Genomic DNA, 21262 nt, shown 5'->3' on the forward strand with positions numbered 1-21262 from the left:
TAATCACAACTTGTTTGTTTATAGTTAATTAGTAATAATTAATTTAAAAATTATTATTATGAAAGCAGCAGTTATTCATGGACCTGGCTCTATCAAGTATGATACAGTCGACGATCCGATTTTAAAAGAAAAAGACGATATAATTTTGAAAGTGACCTCTACCGCAATCTGCGGATCTGATCTTCATATCTATTCAGGAGGAATTCCGCAGCCACGGCCTATGGTTTTAGGTCACGAATTTATGGGTATTGTAGAAGAAACAGGATCTACAGTTACGAATCTCAAGAGAGGCGACCGTGTAGTGGTTCCGTTTCCTATTGCCTGTGGGAGTTGTTTTTTCTGCACTCATGATTCGCCTGTAAATTGCGAACACAGTAATACGGAAAATTATGGGCCTGAAGGCGGAATTATGACTGAGAAAGGCGGAGCACTGTTTGGCTATACTGATTTATATGGAGGTTATGATGGAGGTCAAGCACAATATGTTAGAGTTCCTTATGCTAATTATGGTCCGAGGATAGTGCCTGAAGATTTATCAGATGAGCAGGTGCTTTTCCTGACTGATATTTTTCCCACCGGTTATACGGGGGTTGATTGGGGAGAGGTAAAAGGCGGGGAAACCGTCGCTATTTTTGGAGCTGGTCCTGTTGGAATTATGGCTGCAAAAAGTGCATGGCTTCGTGGCGCAGGTTTAGTTATTATTGTAGATACACTGCAATACCGACTGGATAAGGCTAAAGCAACAACCGATTCGGTTACCTTACTTTGGGAAGATGGCCCAAAAGATGTTATCGAGCAGATTCGAGCAATGACCAACGGACGCGGTGCAGATGTCTGCATTGATGCTGTAGGTTTTGAACCCGACCGAAATATAGCCGATCGTATAAAAGCGACTATCAATTTTGAAAAAGGATCGATTAAAGTATTAGAAGCTTGTATGAGTGCCGTGAGAAGAAACGGAATAGTATCGGTATTGGGGGTGTATCCTGTTAATTATGATAATTTTCCTTTAGGGCAGTTTTTTGACAAGGGAATAGTTTTAAAGGGAGGACAGGCACCTGCGCACAAACACATAGACAAACTTTTAGATTATGTGGTTCAGGGAAAAGTAAAACTTGATGATATTATTACACACAGGCTTCCACTATCTGAAATTTCACATGCATATGATATCTTCAAAAAAAGAGAAGACGGCTGTGTCAAAGTGGTTTTAGATCCTTGGAAATAATTTTAAAGGTGAAGTTTAAATAAAAACTTCACCTTTAATTTTTAGTTTACCTAGCTTATTTACCGTTTCAACGTAATTCCATTTTTGAATAAGCTGAAAATATTTTATGTAAAAGTTGATAACTTATATGGTTAAAATCATCCGCCAGTCTCCATGTGAGGCGCATCAACTGGTTTTGACTGTGAGGACCCAATCTGGCGCAAATATATCGATAGCATAATAATAGCAAAAACAGAAAGAAATTCACTTTGCCAATTCTGAAAAGACTCAAACCAAAATCTTGAATTTCCTAAATAAGAAGACACAGTTTCTAATGGTTCTCCTTTTCTGAGAAGCTGTTCGTTTTCATCTTTCAGACTTCCGTAAAAATGAATAATAAATGATATTAAAAACAGAAGCATAAGCATAATAGTAAGAGAATGCTTGTAAATCTTCAAAATAAAACCTCCTTTTTTAACTGGCCAAGGCGCATCTTTTTTTGTTGGATCTGGTTCGCGGTCTACTTCTTCTGGTTCGTCTATTTTTTTGGATTCTGAAGAGCCTTTTTGTTTTAGAAAAATGGTAAAGACTACGAACAAAGCCATTTGTAAAAATTCACTTTCCCAATTTTCAAAAGTCGATTGAAAAAAATGCCCAGAACTGAGATACGCTATGAAAGTGATCGTATTTGCACCTTCATCAATCAGTTCTTTATTATGCTCTTTAAATCCTAATATAATCTGGCCTGCTAAAGATCCGATAAATAAGACTAAGAAGCAGATACACAATCCGTTATTTCTAAAAAATGTTTTCATTTTATTTGTTATTTATTCTCAAAGTTTAAAAAATCACGGAATAAAATTTTATAAGATTTATTTCACTTTTTATAGTTTTTGCATAATCAAACAATAAGTTATTATTGCAACAAACAAAAAACGCCTCCATAAATGAAGACGTTTTTCTACAAAAAAATAAATACAAGAAACAGTAGCGTTTTCTTATTCTTGGTTAGTTTCAAGATAGACTTTAAGATTAGAAATGTCATCTTTTACTAACTTTTCAAAATAAGGATTTAAAAGTTTGGCAGCGCTTTCGCCTGCAATTCCAAGTGGCGCATGATACGAAATTGTAACATCAAGTTCTGTTGCTTTTCCTTTTGGTTTAAAGACAACCTTTCCAGCATTTTTAATAGAAGATCCTTCAATAGAATTCCAGCTTAAAAGTTTGTCCTTTTCATCTCTTATGATTTCGGCATTCCAAGATATTTTCCCAATTCCGCCTGGACCTTTTGCTGTCCATTCAGAAATTGTAGAACTTGTAGGTCTTACAGCATCCAGATGATTCATGAACTTTGGTAAATTTTCTAAGTTTCTCCAAAAGGCATACACTTCGCTTACAGGTTTATTGATTACGCTATTTACTCTGATATTTATATTCGAGGCTTTGTCATGCATTAAATGGTCTGCGGCATCATAAATTGGGCAATAGCCAGAAATGCCGCGCAGTAGCATTGCACCTCCAGCTCCCGCTTGTGTAATACTTTTATTTTCTTTAGAAAGAGCATTGTACAAAAGATAAGCGCCACTTGTAACCATTAAAACTCTTTCTAGTTTTGATACATTATTTTTTAATAATGATTTTGAAGACTGATTTTGTTTGGATAATACTGTATTCATAGCTATTTGTTTTTAAAAGATACAATAAGTTAGACAAGCTTCGAGAATAATATTGTAGCTTGAATAACAAATTTCGACAGTCTTTTGAAGTATTTTTTACAAGATTAATAACTTGATTTACACATTTTACATCAGCGATGTCTTCAATTGCTCTGATTTTTATAAAGGCTTTTTGAAATTATATAAAATCATTGATATACAGTGGTTTAATTTAGTTTTATAAAAATTTTAAAAAAACTTGAATTATGAAGACATTTTTGAAAACAATCGTTATGCTGCTTGTAGTGACAGCTTTATTTTCATGTAAAAAGAATGAAAATAACAATGCATATCCAAATGATAATCAAGCAGACACTATGAACATGTCAGTCGATACAGTTGGGCCAGCAGTAGACTCGTCGGCAACCTTAAATCCTGATCAAAATGGTCAGAATGGTACAACAGGAGCAACTGGAGAAGGGGCCACGGGTTCGGGAACAGATGGATCAACTCAGAAAGGAAATCAGAATATTAAAACAGATTCAATTAAAAAGTAATTTCATTTCTGCTAAAGGAAAAGCTCTTAACACTTTTAAGAGCTTTTTTTTATTAATTTACAATATAGTTATTAATCAAGCTTTTATCTGTAATTAAAGGATGCTAAATAATAAAGAAGAAAAAAAAGAACAAAATGCAGTATATCTGCTTCCTTGGGTAACGGCAATCGCTATGTTTATGCAATCATTAGATGGTACTATTTTGAATACCTCGTTGCCGTCAATAGCTAAAAATATGGGATATTCAGCAACCGAAATGGATTCGGTTATTGTAACGTATACGCTTACATTGGCCATGTTTATTCCGCTCTCTGGATGGCTCGCAGATAGATTTGGCACGAGAACGATGTTTATGATTGCCGTATTAATGTTTATGACGGGATCTTTGTTTTGTGCCCTTTCAGTTGATTTAAAAACGCTAAATATGGTACGTGTTTTACAAGCCATTGGCGCTTCAATGATGGTGCCTATTGCCCGATTGGCTATTTTATATCAATATCCAAAAAACGAACTGCTTAAAACGATGAATTTTATAACCTTATTTGGATTATTAGGAATGGTGGCAGGCCCAAGTTTAGGAGGTTTTCTCTCTGATAATTTTAGCTGGCATTGGATTTTTCTAATAAACATTCCAATCGGTTTCATAGGCATTTCTATGGCATATCGCATTATGCCCAATTTTAAACACGCAGTAGGAAGATTTGATTTTAGAGGATTGATTTATTTCAGCTTGGCGCTTATCTCCATTACCTTGGTTTTAGAGCTTATTGGAAGTGGGAGGATACATATGATTGTAATTTTGAGCTTGCTGTTTTTATCAGGGTTGCTTTCTCTCTTTTATTATATTCACTACAAAAGAACCGAAAAACCAATAATAGATCTGCAACTCTTAAATATTAGAACCTTAAAAATTGGATTAATAGGAAGTTTGATTACGAGATTGGGAATAGGCGGACTGCCATTGTTATTGCCACTCATGCTGCAAACAAGTTTTGGCTATTCGGCATCTGTGTCAGGATTGTTATTGTTGCCTTCTGCATTGTCAAATGTGGCTGTAAAGCCTTTTATGGTAAAAATCATCAAATTTTTTGGATACAGAACAGTATTAATAAGCAACACCATTTTGCTGGGATTTATTTTGATAATCCTTGGATTTGTCACAAAAGAAACACCATTAGGATACTATATTCTACTAATGATTTTCTACGGAATTTTCACTTCTATTCAAATGTCGGCTATGAATACCATTACGCTTTCAGATCTCGATCAAGATACAGCCAGCGGAGGAAATACCATGCTGGTTATTATGCAGCAGCTTTCGGTAAGTTTTGGAGTTTCCGTTGCCAGCCTTGCGCTCTCCTTATTTCAAACAGGTATTTTTGGGTTGGATACTTCCAAAGCCTTTGAATACACTTTTATTACATTGGCGGTTTTTACCATTTTTTCTAGTTTCACTTTTTCAAAATTAAATAAGACAGATGGAGAAGGGTATATGTAATGCCTTTGTGGGTATTTTATAAGTTTAAAAAGTAATCGTAAAATCGCATTGATGATTTCTTAAGTTATTTTGTAATTTATTGTTTGTTAGATTATTGTTGAATTAAAAACTACAATTATGAAATTGCAAAGAGAAATTATCAACGGATTTTTAATATTCGTCGGGATTGCATTGTTCTTTCTTTTGATGGAGCTCTTAAATCTTTCGAATCTATTTTATTTAAGACTTTTAAATGTAATTTTCATTTTTTATGGTGTGAACCGAAGTTTGAAAATGAATCTTGCCGAAGGAAAAAACGAATTTGTGCCGAATGCTATATCGGCTATGGTTACCTCATTTACTGCTGTCGTGATAAGCATAGTAGCCCTTCTTATTTACAGTTATGCCAAAGGAGGCGATAAATATGTAAAATCATTATCAGAAGCTTTTATGTTTGGAGGAGAGCCATCGGTAACCTCTTATTGTCTTTCTTTATTTTTTGAAGGAACCGCCTCGTGTATTATCGTAACGCTTTTATTAATGCTGTATTGGAATAATAAATATGTTGCAGATTAAACTCGCAAAAAGATTTAGCCAATAAAATAAATCCTGAAAAGAATTTTTAAAACTTTCTTTTCAGGATTTACTTTTTGAAACAAAGAAGCATTGATTTACTCTTCATCATCCTCATCTTCATCAGGTTTTGTTTCGTCTAAAGTTCTTCTGTTTGCATCATTATCAAACTCATCATCGTTGTCGTCCTCCCCTTTAAGATCTTCATCTAAATCTTGCGCAATAGGCGCATTTTTTTGAAAGAAAGGATCAGTAGTGTCATTTTCATTTTCTTCTCTTTCTTGATATTCAGGAGTGTGTTTGTGTCTCTGTGACTCGTCTTCGTGCTGATTGATGGCTGGATCTTTTTTCTCCATAGTTTCAGAATTGATTGAATCGCTTGCCGAATGATCTGCTGCGTGATAGATAAGATCTTCCTGATCGTAGCTATCGTAATTTTCTCTTGACATACTATTTTACTTTAATGTTATACAAATGTGATTTTTTTAAATCTTAGTAAGTTTTGAAGGATCGGTTGCTTCTTCAACACTTTTTCCTTCGGGATTATGATTTTTCTTTTCATTTGAAGTAGAGTTTTCCTCTGTATTTTCCTCATCATAATCGCTTAATCGTCCGGCTTCACCATTACTGCCTCCAGGTTGCATACCTCCAGATCCGCTATAAGCACTGTTTGCATTTTGATTGGTAAGCTCTTCTTCGTTTTTTTCTAGATTTTGCTTATTATTTTCCATGATTTCCTTTTTTATAATTTTTAAACTTTCTCCAAAAAAAGCATCGAATGTTTTTTCAGCTTCTTTTTTAATTATTTTAAAATTAGTAAACCTTAGTGCTTGATTTTTATATTATTACATCGAGCTTTTATATAATAGGTATTAAAATAACTGACGAAATATTGTTTTGTCCAATTTCACTTTGAATTTGTTGGTCAGAAGCCTTTTGCATAATTTTACATGCTATGTATGAAATATTCCAAAAATATCTTGACGAAAAAGTTGAATTGACTCAGGCTGAATCAGAACGTATACAATCATTTGCTATAAGTAAAAAACTTCGTAAAAGACAGTATTTACTCCAAGAAGGAGACATCTGGAAATACGATGCTTTTATAACTCAAGGCTGTGTAAGAACATATACCGTTGACGAAAAAGGCAGTGAGCACGTAAACAGTTTTAGTATTGAAAACTGGTGGACAGGCGATCGTGAAAGTTTAATGTTGCAGCAGCCCTCTCGTTTTAATATTGACGCTATTGAAGATACCGAGCTGATACTATTTACCCATGAAAACTTTGAATTGCTATGTCGAGAAATTCCAGCATTTAATAATATGGTCAATGCTATTCTGCAAAGAAGTTTTATAGCCGCTCAAAACAGAATTCAGGCATCACTGACATTAACAGCAGAAGAGAAATATTTAAACTTCATAAATAAATATCCAGGGTTTGCTTCAAGGATTCCCCAAACTATGATTGCCTCATATCTGGGCATGACACCAGAAACACTGAGTCGCATTCGGAAACAAACCGCAAAGAAATAAATCTATAAGGAGCTTTTAGAGCTCCTTTTTTTATGCCCGCTTTCAAACTCTTGATCTATATCAAGTTTTTACTTATTTCTAATCAATGTACAGGTTTTGCATTAGACGCAACTTTGTAATGTTCAAAAGAAACAAACATTATAAACATTTAAAAAATAGAAATCATGTCAAAAACAATTTTCATTACAGGAACAAGTACAGGCTTTGGAAAATTAACAGCGGTAACATTAGCTAATGCTGGTCACTCAGTAATTGCAGGAATGCGAAACACAAATGATAAAAATGCCGCTGCCGCGAAAGAACTTCAAGCAATAGAAAATATTGAAGTAGTAGATATTGATGTTACAGATGACGCATCAGTTAGAAATGCAGTTGAAAAAGTAATCATTAAATACGGAAAAATTGATGTCTTAATTAATAATGCGGCAGTAAGCGGTTTCGGTCTTTTAGAAGGATATTCAATTGATCAGGTTCGTAAAATGTTTGATGTAAACGTTTATAGCGTGCTTCGTATGTATCAGGCAGTGCTTCCTTCTATGAGAAAAGAAAAAAATGGTTTGGTTATCAACATTACAACTGGAGCAAGCGGACATACACTTCCTTTTATGATTCCGTACATCGCATCAAAATTGGTAGTAGAAAGCTTTACAGAAGGATTACAAGATGAACTTGCAGATTACGGAATTGAAAATGTGAGCATCCAACCTGGAGTTTATCCAACCGAAATGAATAACGGATCGAAAGCTGGTATTCATGCAGATAAAACAGAAATTATAGGAGAATACGGCGATGCAGCAACTGAAAAATTCAATGCATTAGGGACAGCATTATTTGGTAAAATGGCTCAGTTTGAAATGAATCCGCAAACAATAGCGGATGGTATTCTGGAATTGGTAAATATGAAAAAAGGGGAGAGACCGCTTCGTTTTCCGCTTGATGCCATTGCTCAAGGAACCGATAAAGAATTTATAGAAGCCCGCGCCAATATTAAAGCAAAATGGGTTGCAGCGTACACTAATTAATTTCCCTTTTAATTGAATTTAAGAATAACAAACGTAAATATATTCATGAGAACAAATTATAAAAAATCGAATAAAAAAGTACAAACATCAGCGGCAGCAATGCTTCATTTACTAATATTATTTTCTGCCTCAGATAAAGCAGTAGCACAAAATAGTGCAGGAATTGTCGGAATTGATCATGTCGGGATTAATGTTCCAGATCTTAATAAAGCCGTTACATTCTTTAGTGATGTGCTTGGTTTTACACCCGTAACACAATTAGGGCCAATTCCGCTTGACGCTGATTGGAAAAAGCTAAACCATATTAATCCTGATACTGGAGCCGTAACTATAAAAATGATTAATGCAGGAAATGGAGCAAGTATAGAAGTATTTGAATATGCTGATAATAAAGGAAGTAAAACTCATCCCAATACAGATGATATTGGAGCGTCTCATATTGCTTTTTATGTAAATGATATTAATGCAGCGGTAGAATATTTAAAAAGTAAAGGCGTAAAAATAATAGGAGAACCATTTACAATGCCTTCTGGAGATACAGCAGGTGAATCTTGGGTTTATTTTGAAACACCTTGGGGCTCTAAAATGGAATTGGTTTCTTATCCAAACGGAAAAGGTTACGAGAAAGCAAACCCAAAAACGGTCTTATGGTCTCCAAAAAATAAAACAATCAAAAAAACGGTTGATGATTTTGATTCTAAAAAGAACACATTGATAGTGGAAAATCATCTGAAGATATGGAATGAAAGAGACGAAGCAAAACGTAAAGTTTTATTGAATCGAGTTTACGCTGCTGATGTAGAAATGGTAGATCGTCATTTTATTGCTGAAGGATTTGAAGATATTAGTAAATTCATTGTAGAGCTTCAGACTAAAAATCCTGATTTTAGGTTTTCAGCCAAATCTATTGAAACTAATCATAATATAGTGAGATTGTATTGGCAATTTGGTTCAAAAGCAAAACCATCTGTTGTTAGCGGTATGGATTTGTTTGTGATTGAAAACAATAAAGTTCAAAAGCTATATGTTTTTGTAGATCAAAAGGAATAATGTTTACTCATTTTTGAAAATTATAAAAGCCAGAAATTCTTTTTCTGGCTTTTTAATTGTATAGAATGGTTTAGTTTCTATTGTCTCTGAGTTTCCAAATACTTCAATATCTCATTGCTAATATTTTCAGCCGTAAATCCAAATTTTTGATCTAAAACCGAAGCTGGTGCTGAGTAGCCAAAATGATCTAAGCCATATACAATTCCTCTGGAACCTGCTAAACTTTCAAGATTAATAGGAAGCCCTGCCGTTAAACCGAAAACCAATCCGTCTTTTGGAATTATACTTTCTTGATATTCTTTTGCTTGAGATCTGAAAATGCCCTCAGAAATTATCGAAGCAACATTTATCTTTAATTGTTTTGTTTTTTCCAATTCAGAAGCCGCTTCTAAAAGAGTGGCAACCTCAGATCCGTTTGCAATTAAAGTAAGATCTGAATTTTGGGTTTCTTTAACCAGATAACCGCCTTTTTTAGCTTGTGACGCCGTCTCGAACTTTGGATCCTTGTGCGGAAGATCTTTGATGTTTTGTCTGGAAAGGATTAATGCCGTCGGAGTTATTTTATTTTCAACTGCCATTTGCCATGCTACCGAAGTTTCAGTTGCATCAGCTGGGCGCAGTGCTAAAAAGCTCTGATGCCCCGAATGGTTTTTAATTTTTTCTAGAAGCCTAATTTGGGCTTCTTGTTCAATTGGCTGATGGGTTGGTCCGTCTTCTCCAACTCTAAACGAATCGTGCGTAAATACATATTTTACAGGAAGTTCTTGAATTGCCGCAAGACGCATGGCGGGTTTCATGTAATCAGAAAAAACAAAGAAAGTCGCGACAACAGGAATTACTCCTCCATGCAGAGCCATTCCGTTTGCAATTGCGGCCATAGTAAGTTCGGCAACACCAGCTTGAAGAAATGCTCCGCTAAAGTTACCTTTTTGCATCACTGAAGTCTTTTTCAAGAAACCATCCGTTTTATCGCTGTTCGACAAATCTGCAGAAGAAACAATCATGTTTTCCACTTTTTCGGCCAAATAACCTAAAACCTCTGCAGAAGCATCGCGTGTTGCCGCATTAGCTTTTTGAGTTATATAGCCGAAGTCCATTTCAGGAAGTTCTCCGCTGAAAAACTGTTTTATCTTTTTGGCAGACTCAGGATTTTGATTTTCCCAAGCCAAAATTTTTGATTTTCTTTCAGCAGCATCCTTAGTTTTTTGTTCTAAAACTTTTTTATAATGGTCTTCAACGCTGCTGTAAATGGCAAAAGAATCTTTTGGATCAGCGCCCAAATTTTCGAGTGTTTTTATAAAGTCCGCTTTTGTTGCTCCGATTGGTTTGCCGTGAAGTTCACATTGACCTTCGTATAATGTTCCGTCAGAAGTAACGCAGCCTTTTCCCATAATTGTTCTTCCAATAATAAGCGTAGGCCTTTTTAATTCGGCATTTGCAGCGTTTAATGCAGAGCGTATCTGAGTATGATTGTGAGCGTCAATAGTGATGACCTTCCATCCCCAAGATTCATATTTTGCGGCTGTATTTTCACTGGTTACTTCGTCGGTCATGGAAGATAATTGCACATCATTAGAATCATAAAACATGATAAAATTGTTTAGCCCTAAATGTCCTGCAATTCTTCCTGCTCCCTGCGAAATTTCTTCCTGAACACCTCCGTCTGTTATAAAACCGTATATTTTATGATCGAATAAATTATCAAATTTTTCCGATAGAAATTTGGCCGCGATGGCAGCTCCAATACCCATAACATGTCCCTGTCCCAACGGACCTGATGTATTTTCAATTCCTCTCTTTACATCAATTTCTGGGTGTCCAGGCGTTACAGAACCCCACTGTCTGAAGTTTTCAAGATCGTTTTTTTCATAGTTTCCCAATAGATAGTACTGAGCGTACATTAAAGCCGATAAATGCCCAGCATCCATAAAGAAACGATCTCTGTAAATCCAGTTCATTTCGGTTGGATCATATTTTAAATATTCAGAATATAATATATGCATAAAATCTGCTCCTCCCATTGATCCTCCGGGATGTCCAGAATTGGCTTTTTCAACCATTGATATTGCTAAGGCTCTAATATTATCTGCCGATAATTGGTCTATTGTCTTGTCCATTTTTTAGTTTTTTTATAAATGCTAATAACACGCCTGCGAATAAATTAAAGTTTGCAGGAATTAATAATTAATTTTTTATCTCTAAAGTTTGAGTTATGCTATTACTCTTTGTTTGATTTTTTTCATCTGGCTGAGAGCCTCCAACGGCAATTTGAATTTTACCTTCATAAGGCTTTAAGTTTCCGCTTTCTGTTACATAAGAAAGATCTTCTGGAGAAAGTGTGAAATTGACAACTGTACTTTGGCTAGGTTTCAAATTGAACCTTTCAAATCCTTTGAGGCTTTTTAAAGGTGATTTTATTGATGTATTCGGGTTAATTAAGTACAATTGCGCCACTTCTTCTCCTTCCATTTTTCCAGTGTTGGTAACCTTAACAGAAATAGTGACTGGCTGTCCTTTCTTTATTTTAGCAGGAGTTTTTAGTCCGCTGTATTTAAAGTCAGTATAGCTTAAACCATAGCCAAATCCGTATAGAGGAATACCTTTAAAGTAACGATATGTTTTATTATCCATTTTATAATCAACAAAAGAAGGTAAATCAGAATCGCCTTTATAAAAGGTTACGGGAAGCCTTCCTGCAGGATTATAGTCGCCAAAAATGACATCTGCAGAGGCCGTTCCTGCAGATTGTCCTCCATACCAAATGTTGAGTATAGCGGGAATATTTTCAGCTTCCCACGGAACAGCTATTGCACTACCGGTCATTATCAGAAAAACTACTGGTTTTCCAGACGATTGGAGCGCTTTTAAAAGTCTTGTCTGTACTACTGGAAGCATGATAGAAGTGCGGTCTCCGCCATTAAATCCAGGCGCGTCAACAGGCATTTCTTCTCCTTCCAGTTGAGGTGAAATACCTCCAGCGAAAATGAAAGCATCTGCATTTTTATGGCGTTCAATTAGATTAGCAAAATCTGTTTTTATAAAATTTCCTGTTTGCAGAGCTACTTCAGCTTTTCCTTCACCTTGCCAGTATTCCAATACTAATTTGTAAACAGAATCTTTTTTGGTTTGCAGTTTGTAGGTTTTTGCTCCCCATCTGTTTTTCCCCCAAGCGTCTATAACTTCTTTTCCATCAACAATAAATCTATAGCCGTCATCTGCAGCGATTTCAAAAGTAATAGAACCATCTTCATCTGCTTTAAAATTAGTAGTATAGCGTGCCGAAAAATGATTTGCCTTGATATTTTTAGTAACCATTTCTCCTTCCTGCCAGAAATTATTTATTTCAGATTCAGTTCTTATAGTTTCAGGTGTGCCAGATAATGTATTGTTATTAAAGTATTCGGCTTTAAAACCTTGTTTTCCTTCATAAGAATAACGGCTCTTAAGATCTTTGTAAACCAGCAAAGTGTCATTTGTAAAGTTGATGGCTTTTTCATAAACTACTTCAGTTTCAGGACTTACTTTTTCTTTAATACCTTGTAAAACGGTTGTTAGTTTGGATGGAGTACCATTATAATTTCCAAGTATAGAAATTGAATTATCTGCATTTGGACCTAAAACAACAATCTTTTTCAATTTTTTGCTTAACGGAAGCGTATTTTTTTCATTTTTAAGCAGTACTATTGATTGTCTAGCCATTTTTAGAGCATGCTCTTTATGCTCTTCTGATTCTAATACCGAACTTGGAGTCTGAGCATACTTTACCATTGACACAGGATCAAACATGCCCAATCTGAAACGGATCATAAAAAGGCGTTTTACAGAAACATCAATCTGTTTTTCGGTAATTTGACCATTTTTAACTGCTTGAACAAGTGATTTATAAGCATCTGTTCCGCAGTCGATATCGGTTCCATGAAGCACTGCATCGGCTGAAGCAGATGCCGCATCAGGATGTGTTTTATGGTTTTTGAAAAAATCATCAATCGCCCAGCAGTCCGATGTGACATAACCCGTAAAATTCCATTGATTTCTTAGAATGTCATTCATCAAAATATCGCTGGCACAGCAAGGCTGTGTTCTAAACGCGTTATAGGCACACATAACACCTGCAACTTTGGAGTTGGTGACTAGTTTTTTGAAAGCAGGCAAATAGGTGTCCCAAAGTTCATATGGAGTTACATCAACGTCAAAAGTGTGGCGCAAAGATTCTGGTCCGCTATGGACAGCGTAGTGTTTTGCGCAAGCCGCGGCTTTTAGATATTTAGGATCGTCTCCTTGAAGCCCTTTTACAAAAGCATCGCCCAAAACAGCAGTCAGATAAGGGTCTTCCCCGTAAGTTTCTTGTCCGCGTCCCCATCTTGGATCTCTAAAGATGTTAATGTTTGGCGTCCAGTAGGTAAGTCCTAAATAGCGTTCGTTGGTTCTATTAAGCTCGACAGCTTTATTGTAAATGGCTCTGCCTTCTAGAGCAGAATAATCGGCCATTTTGAAAAGTGAATTTTTATCAAAAGTAGCGGCCATTGCAATAGCCTGTGGAAAAACTGTTGTTTTAAAGGGAGTTCTTGCAACGCCGTGAAGCGTTTCGTTCCACCAGTCATAAGCAGGAATTCCCAGCCGTGGTATGGCAGGTGCCGCATTTAACATTTGCGCTACTTTTTCTTCCAATGTTAATTGGCTCACCAAGTTTTCCACTCGTTCTTCAAAAGTAAGATCAGTATTTTGAAATGGAAATTTAGGGTCTTTGTTTTGTGCCGTACACCAAAGCGAGATTAATACCAGAATTTGATACTTTAATTTTTTTGTTTTCATATGAATAATTTTTACTGATGTTGCGAACTGATAGAGTGCCGTATTTTTATTAAAAAATAAATTGCAACCGATTGTGTAAAGAAAAGAAAAATATTTTAACTTTAGATCATTATTTAAAAAATAATGCCTTTTTACTGTAGTATTGATGGTTTTTTATGATAAAAATTTCATTTTATATTGATTTTCAGTAAATTCGTTGGTAAAGCGGAGAATAATAGTGTTGAAATACTTGACCGATTTTTTAAATTATATTTAAAATTTACGACTAATCATATAGTAAATGGAAGAACACAGACATGTAACAATTTATGATATTGCAAAGAGACTTAATCTGGCTACATCGACAATTTCAAGAGCTTTAAAAGACCATCATACCATAAGTGATAAGACTATTAAGAAAGTGAAAAAGACAGCCGAAGAAATGGGATTTGTTCCCAATACTTTGGCAGCAGGACTACGAGGCAACAAATCTAAAACTATTGGCGTTTTAATTCCAACTATCACACAGCCTTTCTTATCATCTTTGATCAGTGGTATCGAAATCACTGCCAGAAAATCTGATTACTCCGTTATTATTATGCAGTCGCATGATTCTTATGAAGAAGAAGTTAATATGACTAAATCGCTTTATAGCAGTAGGGTCAGCGGTGTTATTTGTTCGTTGGCAATGGAGACAAAAGATACTTCTCACTTTCAGCAATTTTCAAATAATAATATTCCTCTTGTATTTGTTGACCGTGTGCCTAAAGACTTTAATACTTTTAGGGTGGTTATTGATAATTATACGGCAGGATATAAAGCAACAAAACACCTGATAGAACAAGGCTGTAAAAGAATTGCACATATGACAGCAGGTGCTGAATTCGGCAATCTTTATAATGAAAGAAAAAGAGGCTATATAGATGCACTAGCTGATTATGGTCTGCCATTAAAAGATGAATTGATTATAAATCTGAAAGCAATGACTTATGATGCTGGCGTTAAAGCCTGCAATAAACTGTTTGGGCTAAAATCGCCTCCCGATGGACTTTTTGCGCCAGGAGACATTCTTGCTGTTAGCGCCGTACAAACAGCAAAAAAGAAAGGAATTAAAGTTCCGCAGGATTTTGCTGTAATTGGTTTTAACAATGATCCCATTTCGGAGATAATCGAGCCGAATATTACAACTATTACCCATCCTGCAGAAAAAATGGGAAAAGCGGCAGCAAATATTGTCATTGATACTATAGAATTTCATAAAGAAGAAGAAGCAAAAGAAATCACTTTTCTAAATACCGAAGTATTGGTGCGTGAATCTTCAAAGAAAGTTTAAAATTTTTGTCCTTAAAAGAAACTGCTATTGCATTTTATGTAATAGCAGTTTCTATTTTGTCACATTAATTTAAAGGAAATAATACTATGAATGTTTTGAATTTGAAAGTCTTAAAAAACTAGCCAAACTTGAATTTAATAAGTTTTTGATTAGGTATATTGGCAATCGGTTGTTAATTAGAAATAGCCTAAATAAAGTAAACTAAATTTGCATAATATGTTTTTTTGTATAATTTTACACAACCGATTGTTTTTTATCGGGAAACAATATTATTTTTGCCATTTCTGAAACTATTATCCTAGCGATTGTGAAAGAAGAGACAATTGCATAGCCAAGCAAAGAGAATAAAATTCAGTTCACAGAATTTTTAGATTTCACCGAAACGGAACTGAAAGAAAGAAGAAGTTAATTATTAAAGAAAAATATCACTATGCCTGAAGACAGCATTGAACACATTAATTTTGAAGAAATAAGCAATCTGGCAATTTCCAAGCCTTTAGTTTCCCATATCTACACCGCCGATCCTTCGGCGCATGTATTCAACGGAAAGATTTACATTTATCCGTCGCACGACATCGATGCGGGGATTCCGTTCAACGACAACGGCGACCATTTCGGAATGGAGGATTACCATGTCTTTTCGATGGAGGACATTTCATCGGAAGCCGTCGACAATGGGGTTGCCTTGCATGTGGATGACGTTGCCTGGGCCGAAAAGCAGATGTGGGCGCCCGATGCCGCGCATAAGAACGGAAAGTACTATCTGTATTTCCCTGCCAAACGCGCCAGCGGAATTTTCCAGATCGGCGTAGCGGTTTCAGACTCGCCAGTCGGACCTTTTGTTCCTGAAAAGGACGCCATAAAAGGCAGCTACAGCATCGATCCTGCGGTCTTTGAAGATGAAGATGGGAAACATTACATCTATTTTGGGGGAATCTGGGGCGGACAGCTTCAGAAATACCGCAAGAATAAATATCATGAAAACAACGAAGAGCCTCTTGCGGGCGAAAAAGCCTTGGGGCCGATTGTGGCTTTGTTAAGAGACGATATGCTCGAGTTTGCTGAAGAGCCGAGAGAAATCCAGATTTTGGACGAAAACGGAAATGGGCTTCTGGCAGGGGATAATGCGCGCCGTTTTTTTGAAGCTTCGTGGGTGCACAAATACAACGGAAAATACTATTTGTCGTATTCGACGGGAGACACGCATTTCATCTGCTATGCTATCGGAGACAGTCCGTACGGACCATTTACGTATCAGGGAAGAATCCTGAATCCGGTGATAGGCTGGACATCGCACCATTCGATCTGCGAAGTGGAAGGCGAGTGGTATCTGTTCTACCATGATTCGAGCCTTTCAAAAGGCGTGACGCATTTGAGAAGCATGAAGGTTACCAAAATCGACTATCTGGAAGACGGTTCGATCGTAACGATTGATCCCTACGGAATAAGAAGATTATTTGATTAGAAGAGAGTTTTAATTTTATTTTCTATGAAAAAAGAAGACTCAGAAGAGAGAGTAGGTTTTAATTTAAGTCAAGAAAATAAGATAGAAATTGACTGTGTAATATTCTGTTTTGAAGACAGAAGCCTAAGAGTTTTGCTTGTCAAAAATGAAAATGATGCAACGAATGGTAACTGGAGATTGCCTAGTGCCAGTTTGGAAGAGGGGCAGACAATATTAAAAACGGCACAAAAGATTTTGAAAAAGTATATTTCAGAAGATGACTTCTTTTTGGAACAATTACGGGCATTTGGCTATCACTCATCAGCATCATTTCGCGAAAATATCTCAATCGGATATTATGCAATGGTGAGCAAAGAAAAAAAAATTGATGATGACGAATTGCAATCTAATGTGATTTGGGTTGACGTACACAATATAGCTGATTTAGAGGAAAAATATATGGCAGTAATTGATTTCAGCATTAAGGAATTGCGAAAGAATATTTGCTGTAGCGCAGTTGGCTTCAATCTCTTGCCTGAAAAATTTACTTTGCTTCAAGTAATTCATTTATATGAAATAATCTTAGGCATTAAAATTAATAAGACTAATTTTAGAAGAAAGATTTTACAGAGAAGATTAGTTCGCGGTCTTGCTGAAAAAGAAGAGGGCGTATCAAACAGGGCTGCTGAATTTTATAGTTTGAATGTGCCAAAACATGAAATATTTTGGAATGCAAAATTCAATTTTAATTTTTAAAGGAATTTATTTTGATTTGTTAATATTAAAATCATTAATTCTAATTTGAGCTATGTGATAGCCAAAGAACGTTATAAGTGTGTTATTATTAAATGTATAATAGATGTAAATAGTTTACAAAGATTGGCGTTACTATATCGTACATTTTATAGAAATACTTTAGTAGCGATTGTTTAGAAGACAAAAAGTTTATTTCTTAGAATTTGTTTTAAAAACCTTTCATGAAAATGAAAGGTTTTTTTATGAAAACAAACAATCGATTGTTTTAAAGATGTTTTTTTAGAATTTTAATGATTGGTAGATCAGATTATTACTGTGTAATGTACGATTTTACTGGTGATTTTTGTTGGTTTATCGCCCTTCAATTTCAATAATTTTATTTTTTTTAGATTAGAAAGCAGAATTTTTCATTTTTATGTTTTCTTTAAGAATATCCCAAGAACACATAATTTTCATTAAAGATAGCTATAACGTTATAGTTTGTTTTGTCATATTCTTATTTTTTTAAGCTTAAATATGAAGTAACTATTTTTTTAAGGCATATTTTTTTTATACTTATCAATAAAAAATTACACAACCGATTGTGTTTGCAAGATATTTTTCTATATTTGTAATAAATACACTTATTAAGTTGATACTTGATTTAACTTTTTAAAGTGTAAAAAATAACTAACTAACTAACTAACTAACTAACTAACTAACTAACTAACTAACTAACTAACTAACTAACTAACAAAAACCAATTTTAATAATTAAATCAATTTTTATGAATAATTTTTTTATTACAAGTAAATCGAAGCATATAAAAAGCTTCGGTTTTTTGATCCTATTGTTTTTGGTCTCAATGCAAATTAAGGCGCAAACAACAGTTACAGGAACAGTTTCGGATGCAAACGGTCCAATTCCTGGTGTGAATGTTAATCTAAAAGGAGCAAAAAACGGAGTAAGTACAGGTTTCGACGGTAATTATTCTATAAGTGTTCCTTCAAATGGTATTCTTGTTTTTAGCTTTATAGGATTTAAAAGCCAAGAAATTAGCGTGAATGGACAAACCAAGATCAATGTGCTTTTGGAGGAAGACTCAAATACCTTAAAAGAAGTAGTTGTAATTGGATACGGTACCCAAATTAAGGAGGCTGTTACAGGATCGGTTGCATCATTAGGAGGAAAAGAATTAAATGAAGTGCCCGCCGCCAATATTACCCAAGCTCTGCAAGGTAGGCTTGCAGGGGTTGAGATGACGCAAACTTCTTCTAAACCTGGTGCTGCAATGCAGATAAGGATTCGAGGAACAAGATCTCTTACTGGTAGTAATGATCCTTTAGTAGTATTGGATGGGGTTCCGTTTGCGGGTTCTATAGGAGATATTAATCCAGCAGATATTAAGTCTGTGGATATTTTGAAAGATGCTTCTGCTACCGCCATTTATGGTTCTCGCGGAGCCAACGGTGTAATTTTAGTGACTACTTTAAAAGGAAGAAAAAATCAGAAAGCTACTTTTACCTACAATGGTTTTAGCGGTATTAAACAGGTTTTTTCAAAATATCCTATGATGGATGCTTCTAAATTTGCTACTCTTCGTGATTATACAGGTTTATATGTAGATGGTGTTGATGAGAAAAGAAATGTAAATACAGATTGGCAGGATTCATTATACGGTTCTGGCGAAATGATCAGCCATGATGTTAGCGTTTCGGGTGGAAGTGAAACAGGTGCGTACAATGCAGGTTTAGGATATTACAAAGAAGAATCAGTTCTTCCTGGCCAAAGCTATGAGCGTTTTAGCCTTAGAGCAGGTTTAGACCAGCAGATTAATCGATCTATTCGTATAGGATTTAACACCAATAGTAATTACAGCATTACAAATGGAGATAATATCGGAACAGGAACTATTTTGCAGACTTCACCGCTTGCTAATCCGTACAATGCAGATGGTTCTTTGAAAAGGACAGTGAGCATGGCAGCAGATGACCAGTGGGTTTACACTAGAAAATCTATTGAAAATTTAGGAGATGCTTATGTGAATTTAAATAGAGCTTTCAGTTCATACAATAACATTTTTGCAGAAATTAAAATTCCAGGTATTGAAGGGCTGAAATATAGACTTAATACAGGTTTGAATTTACGCACATCAAATGTTGGATATTATGAAGGTCAAGGAGTTTTTGACGTAAACCCAACGACACTTTCTAATGCGGCAATAACAAACGGCTGGTCTACACAATGGCTGTTGGAAAATTTATTGACTTATGATAAAACTTTTGCACAGAAACATACAATAAATTTTGTTGGATTGTATTCAAATGAACAATATACAGGACAAAGTTCGAGAGTGACTCGAAATGGAATTACCTCTGATGCTTTCCAATTTTACAATTTAGGGCAAAGCGAGGAAGAAGCTGTAATTAACCCTGCGGATCAGGATTATACGCAATGGGGATTAACATCTTATATGGCTAGGTTAATGTACTCTTATGATAACCGTTACTTTATATCTGGAACAGTTCGTTCTGACGGTTCATCAAGATTATCTCCTGGAAACAAATGGGTAACTTATCCTGCTGTATCTGCTGGTTGGACACTTTCAAATGAGTCATTCATGAAAGATATTAAACATATCAATTTATTGAAATTGAGAGCGGGGTATGGAGAAACTTCAAATCAGGCAGTAGCTCCTTATGCAACACTAGGAGCTTTAAGTACAAGACCATACAATTTTGGAAGCAATAATTCAACAGGAGTATATGTTACTGAGCTTCCAAATCCTAATTTGGGATGGGAGTTCTCAACTACATGGAACTATGGTTTAGATTTCGGATTTTTTAATAACCGCTTATCTGGTACAGTTGAATATTATAAAACCAATACAAAAAATCTATTGCAGCGTGTGGGTCTTCCAGCAACATCTGGTGTAAGCAGTTATGTGGCTAACGTGGGAGAAACACAAAACAAAGGTTATGAAATCTCATTGAACGGAGTTATTCTTGATAATCCTAAAGGTGTGACATGGTCTGTGGGAGTTAACTTCTACAAAAACGAAAACAAACTTGTTGCTTTAGCATCAGGAGCTAGCCGTGATGAAGCAAACAATTGGTTTGTTGGATATAATATTAATTCAATCTATGATTATGAAAAGGTTGGAATCTGGCAAGAAGGTGATCCATATATGTCAATTCTTGAGCCAGGACCAACTGGAATTAATCAGCAGGGAACAGTTGTAGGATCGATCAAAGTGAAATATACCGGAGAATATAATCCAGATGGCTCGCCAACTCGTGCCATTAATGCAAGCGATCGCCAGATTATTGAAACAGATCCTGATTTCCAAGGAGGTTTTAATACTAATGTAACTTACAAAGGATTTGATTTTAATGCAGTAGGAGCATTTAAAAGCGGAGGTGTATTAATAAGCACATTATATGGAGGAGCAAGTTATATGAACTTATTAAATGGACGTAGAAGCAACGTAGATGTTGACTATTGGACTCCAGATAATAGAGACGGAGAATTCCCTAATCCGAGAGGTATCAGAAGCGGAGATAACCCTAAATATATGTCAACTATGGGATATTTTGATGCTTCTTATGTAAAAATTAGAGCAATGACTCTTGGATATACTCTTGATCCAAACTTTACAAAAAATGTAGGAATAGACAAGTTAAGACTTTATTTCACAGTGCAGAATCCGTTTGTTTTATTTTCTCCATATCATGATAAATCTGGAATGGATCCTGAAACGAATTCATTTGGTGACGAAAATCAGGCTGTTGCCTCTTATCAGAGAAGATTTTCTGTTATCGGTACAAACACTCCTGCAACCAGAAATTATTTATTTGGACTTAATTTAACATTTTAATCAGATA

The 21262-nt window shown here is 35.3% G+C and carries 17 protein-coding genes; 11 read left to right on the forward strand and 6 right to left on the reverse strand.

Annotated elements, in window-relative coordinates; genetic code table 11:
- The first annotated feature begins 58 nt into the window (after positions 1-58).
- A complete protein-coding gene (locus tag BB050_RS15295; protein WP_066034142.1) occupies positions 59-1228 on the forward strand; it encodes a zinc-dependent alcohol dehydrogenase in 1170 nt (389 codons plus the stop codon).
- A 137-nt stretch (positions 1229-1365) separates the two neighbouring features.
- Here BB050_RS15295 and BB050_RS15300 read toward each other — a convergent pair whose 3' ends face one another.
- The gene (locus tag BB050_RS15300) at positions 1366-2022 is read right to left on the reverse strand and encodes a DUF6766 family protein (RefSeq protein ID WP_066034143.1); all 657 of its coding nucleotides are present in this window, start codon (positions 2020-2022) and stop codon (positions 1366-1368) included.
- 183 nt (positions 2023-2205) lie between these two features.
- Entirely contained in the window at positions 2206-2883 is a 678-nt protein-coding gene (locus tag BB050_RS15305) for an SRPBCC family protein (protein WP_066034144.1), read from the reverse strand.
- Between the two features lie 245 nt (positions 2884-3128).
- Here BB050_RS15305 and BB050_RS15310 point away from each other — a divergent pair, with 245 nt between their 5' ends.
- From BB050_RS15310 to BB050_RS15320, 3 genes are all read left to right on the forward strand, one after another.
- Entirely contained in the window at positions 3129-3419 is a 291-nt protein-coding gene (locus BB050_RS15310; RefSeq protein ID WP_066034145.1) for a hypothetical protein, read from the forward strand.
- Positions 3420-3519: 100 nt separating this feature from the next.
- Positions 3520-4917 carry a DHA2 family efflux MFS transporter permease subunit gene (locus BB050_RS15315; RefSeq protein WP_066034146.1) on the forward strand — a complete coding sequence of 466 codons (1398 nt, stop codon included), beginning with the start codon at positions 3520-3522 and terminating at the stop codon, positions 4915-4917.
- A gap of 117 nt (positions 4918-5034) precedes the next feature.
- The gene (locus tag BB050_RS15320; RefSeq protein ID WP_066034147.1) at positions 5035-5472 is read left to right on the forward strand and encodes a hypothetical protein; all 438 of its coding nucleotides are present in this window, start codon (positions 5035-5037) and stop codon (positions 5470-5472) included.
- 95 nt (positions 5473-5567) lie between these two features.
- Here the strand turns inward: BB050_RS15320 and BB050_RS15325 are convergent, their stop codons facing one another.
- Positions 5568-5918, reverse strand: a complete 351-nt coding sequence (locus tag BB050_RS15325; RefSeq protein ID WP_066034148.1) for a hypothetical protein — start codon at positions 5916-5918, stop codon at positions 5568-5570.
- A gap of 36 nt (positions 5919-5954) precedes the next feature.
- Positions 5955-6200, reverse strand: a complete 246-nt coding sequence (locus tag BB050_RS15330) for a hypothetical protein (RefSeq protein ID WP_008467852.1) — start codon at positions 6198-6200, stop codon at positions 5955-5957.
- Positions 6201-6424: 224 nt separating this feature from the next.
- Between BB050_RS15330 and BB050_RS15335 the strand changes: the two genes are divergently transcribed.
- From BB050_RS15335 to BB050_RS15345, 3 genes are all read left to right on the forward strand, one after another.
- The gene (locus tag BB050_RS15335; RefSeq protein WP_066034149.1) at positions 6425-7003 is read left to right on the forward strand and encodes a Crp/Fnr family transcriptional regulator; all 579 of its coding nucleotides are present in this window, start codon (positions 6425-6427) and stop codon (positions 7001-7003) included.
- A 164-nt stretch (positions 7004-7167) separates the two neighbouring features.
- A complete protein-coding gene (locus BB050_RS15340) occupies positions 7168-8025 on the forward strand; it encodes an SDR family oxidoreductase (RefSeq protein ID WP_066034150.1) in 858 nt (285 codons plus the stop codon).
- A gap of 45 nt (positions 8026-8070) precedes the next feature.
- Positions 8071-9075, forward strand: a complete 1005-nt coding sequence (locus BB050_RS15345; RefSeq protein WP_066034151.1) for a VOC family protein — start codon at positions 8071-8073, stop codon at positions 9073-9075.
- 77 nt (positions 9076-9152) lie between these two features.
- Here the strand turns inward: BB050_RS15345 and BB050_RS15350 are convergent, their stop codons facing one another.
- Together BB050_RS15350 and BB050_RS15355 are read right to left on the reverse strand one after the other, a co-directional pair.
- A complete protein-coding gene (locus BB050_RS15350; protein ID WP_066034152.1) occupies positions 9153-11192 on the reverse strand; it encodes a transketolase family protein in 2040 nt (679 codons plus the stop codon).
- A 67-nt stretch (positions 11193-11259) separates the two neighbouring features.
- Positions 11260-13887 carry a glycoside hydrolase family 3 C-terminal domain-containing protein gene (locus tag BB050_RS15355; protein WP_066034153.1) on the reverse strand — a complete coding sequence of 876 codons (2628 nt, stop codon included), beginning with the start codon at positions 13885-13887 and terminating at the stop codon, positions 11260-11262.
- A 280-nt stretch (positions 13888-14167) separates the two neighbouring features.
- Between BB050_RS15355 and BB050_RS15360 the strand changes: the two genes are divergently transcribed.
- The 4 genes from BB050_RS15360 to BB050_RS15375 all read left to right on the forward strand — a co-directional run bounded on the left by BB050_RS15360 (position 14168) and on the right by BB050_RS15375 (position 21255).
- Positions 14168-15199, forward strand: a complete 1032-nt coding sequence (locus BB050_RS15360) for a LacI family DNA-binding transcriptional regulator (protein ID WP_066034154.1) — start codon at positions 14168-14170, stop codon at positions 15197-15199.
- Positions 15200-15629: 430 nt separating this feature from the next.
- On the forward strand, positions 15630-16664 hold the full coding sequence (locus tag BB050_RS15365) for a glycoside hydrolase family 43 protein (protein WP_066034155.1): 1035 nt from the start codon (positions 15630-15632) through the stop codon (positions 16662-16664).
- 24 nt (positions 16665-16688) lie between these two features.
- Positions 16689-17399 carry an NUDIX hydrolase gene (locus BB050_RS15370; RefSeq protein ID WP_066034156.1) on the forward strand — a complete coding sequence of 237 codons (711 nt, stop codon included), beginning with the start codon at positions 16689-16691 and terminating at the stop codon, positions 17397-17399.
- Positions 17400-18165: 766 nt separating this feature from the next.
- Positions 18166-21255, forward strand: a complete 3090-nt coding sequence (locus tag BB050_RS15375; RefSeq protein WP_066034157.1) for a SusC/RagA family TonB-linked outer membrane protein — start codon at positions 18166-18168, stop codon at positions 21253-21255.
- The last annotated feature ends 7 nt before the right edge of the window (positions 21256-21262 follow it).

This window comes from Flavobacterium anhuiense (genome assembly GCF_001705175.1).
Taxonomy (GTDB): Bacteria; Bacteroidota; Bacteroidia; order Flavobacteriales; family Flavobacteriaceae; genus Flavobacterium; species Flavobacterium anhuiense.

Bases quoted from the DNA above. Each gene is read 5' to 3' on its own strand.
- BB050_RS15375 (WP_066034157.1), top strand. From the start codon at position 18,166: ATGAATAATTTTTTTATTACAAGTAAATCGAAGCATATAAAAAGCTTC.
- BB050_RS15360 (WP_066034154.1), top strand. From the start codon at position 14,168: ATGGAAGAACACAGACATGTAACAATTTATGATATTGCAAAGAGACTT.
- BB050_RS15295 (WP_066034142.1), top strand. From the start codon at position 59: ATGAAAGCAGCAGTTATTCATGGACCTGGCTCTATCAAGTATGATACA.
- BB050_RS15345 (WP_066034151.1), top strand. From the start codon at position 8,071: ATGAGAACAAATTATAAAAAATCGAATAAAAAAGTACAAACATCAGCG.
- BB050_RS15365 (WP_066034155.1), top strand. From the start codon at position 15,630: ATGCCTGAAGACAGCATTGAACACATTAATTTTGAAGAAATAAGCAAT.
- BB050_RS15320 (WP_066034147.1), top strand. From the start codon at position 5,035: ATGAAATTGCAAAGAGAAATTATCAACGGATTTTTAATATTCGTCGGG.
- BB050_RS15310 (WP_066034145.1), top strand. From the start codon at position 3,129: ATGAAGACATTTTTGAAAACAATCGTTATGCTGCTTGTAGTGACAGCT.
- BB050_RS15340 (WP_066034150.1), top strand. From the start codon at position 7,168: ATGTCAAAAACAATTTTCATTACAGGAACAAGTACAGGCTTTGGAAAA.
- BB050_RS15315 (WP_066034146.1), top strand. From the start codon at position 3,520: ATGCTAAATAATAAAGAAGAAAAAAAAGAACAAAATGCAGTATATCTG.
- BB050_RS15305 (WP_066034144.1), bottom strand. From the start codon at position 2,883: ATGAATACAGTATTATCCAAACAAAATCAGTCTTCAAAATCATTATTA.
- BB050_RS15325 (WP_066034148.1), bottom strand. From the start codon at position 5,918: ATGTCAAGAGAAAATTACGATAGCTACGATCAGGAAGATCTTATCTAT.
- BB050_RS15370 (WP_066034156.1), top strand. From the start codon at position 16,689: ATGAAAAAAGAAGACTCAGAAGAGAGAGTAGGTTTTAATTTAAGTCAA.
- BB050_RS15330 (WP_008467852.1), bottom strand. From the start codon at position 6,200: ATGGAAAATAATAAGCAAAATCTAGAAAAAAACGAAGAAGAGCTTACC.
- BB050_RS15300 (WP_066034143.1), bottom strand. From the start codon at position 2,022: ATGAAAACATTTTTTAGAAATAACGGATTGTGTATCTGCTTCTTAGTC.
- BB050_RS15350 (WP_066034152.1), bottom strand. From the start codon at position 11,192: ATGGACAAGACAATAGACCAATTATCGGCAGATAATATTAGAGCCTTA.
- BB050_RS15355 (WP_066034153.1), bottom strand. From the start codon at position 13,887: ATGAAAACAAAAAAATTAAAGTATCAAATTCTGGTATTAATCTCGCTT.
- BB050_RS15335 (WP_066034149.1), top strand. From the start codon at position 6,425: ATGTATGAAATATTCCAAAAATATCTTGACGAAAAAGTTGAATTGACT.